This window comes from Bacillus sp. G1(2015b), from assembly GCF_001482475.1.
Lineage (GTDB): Bacteria > Bacillota > Bacilli > Bacillales > Bacillaceae > Bacillus > Bacillus safensis.
The window spans coordinates 1-842 of record NZ_LKIC01000017.1; the positions used below are offsets into that span (position 1 = coordinate 1).

Below are 842 nucleotides of genomic sequence, written 5' to 3' on the forward strand. Positions count from 1 at the left end.
GGAGGATTAGCTCAGCTGGGAGAGCATCTGCCTTACAAGCAGAGGGTCGGCGGTTCGAGCCCGTCATCCTCCACCATATTTATTCTTACATAATGTTAGGATAGATAAAGCCGGTGTAGCTCAACTGGTAGAGCAACTGACTTGTAATCAGTAGGTTGGGGGTTCAAGTCCTCTTGCCGGCACCACTTTCATATGGTAAGATAGACAAGTCGCTTTTAAAGCGAGCCATTAGCTCAGTTGGTAGAGCATCTGACTTTTAATCAGAGGGTCGAAGGTTCGAGTCCTTCATGGCTCACCATGTTTCATGCGGGTGTGGCGGAATTGGCAGACGCGCTAGACTTAGGATCTAGTGTCTTTATGACGTGGGGGTTCAAGTCCCTTCACCCGCATTGCCAAATAAAATAAAGAAATCCTGTAATGCGGAAGTAGTTCAGTGGTAGAACACCACCTTGCCAAGGTGGGGGTCGCGGGTTCGAATCCCGTCTTCCGCTTATACCATCCACGCCGGGGTGGTGGAATTGGCAGACACACAGGACTTAAAATCCTGCGGTAGGTGACTACCGTGCCGGTTCAAGTCCGGCCCTCGGCATTATAAATAAGCGCCCGTAGCTCAATTGGATAGAGCGTTTGACTACGGATCAAAAGGTTAGGGGTTCGACTCCTCTCGGGCGCGCCATTAAGATCGGGAAGTAGCTCAGCTTGGTAGAGCACTTGGTTTGGGACCAAGGGGTCGCAGGTTCGAATCCTGTCTTCCCGACCATCTTTTATGGGGCCTTAGCTCAGCTGGGAGAGCGCCTGCCTTGCACGCAGGAGGTCAGCGGTTCGATCCCGCTAGGCTCCAC

9 tRNA genes are annotated in these 842 nt (G+C 52.1%); all 9 read left to right on the plus strand.

The window, feature by feature from the left end:
- Positions 1-76: transfer RNA gene (locus AMR95_RS10160), tRNA-Val, on the plus strand.
- 33 nt (positions 77-109) lie between these two features.
- A tRNA-Thr gene (locus tag AMR95_RS10165) sits at positions 110-185 on the plus strand.
- Positions 186-222: 37 nt separating this feature from the next.
- Positions 223-298: transfer RNA gene (locus tag AMR95_RS10170), tRNA-Lys, on the plus strand.
- 8 nt (positions 299-306) lie between these two features.
- Positions 307-389 (plus strand) — tRNA-Leu (locus AMR95_RS10175).
- A gap of 30 nt (positions 390-419) precedes the next feature.
- A tRNA-Gly gene (locus tag AMR95_RS10180) sits at positions 420-491 on the plus strand.
- Between the two features lie 12 nt (positions 492-503).
- Positions 504-589: transfer RNA gene (locus AMR95_RS10185), tRNA-Leu, on the plus strand.
- 10 nt (positions 590-599) lie between these two features.
- Positions 600-676 (plus strand) — tRNA-Arg (locus tag AMR95_RS10190).
- A 7-nt stretch (positions 677-683) separates the two neighbouring features.
- A tRNA-Pro gene (locus AMR95_RS10195) sits at positions 684-760 on the plus strand.
- An 8-nt stretch (positions 761-768) separates the two neighbouring features.
- Positions 769-841: transfer RNA gene (locus AMR95_RS10200), tRNA-Ala, on the plus strand.
- The last annotated feature ends 1 nt before the right edge of the window (position 842 follow it).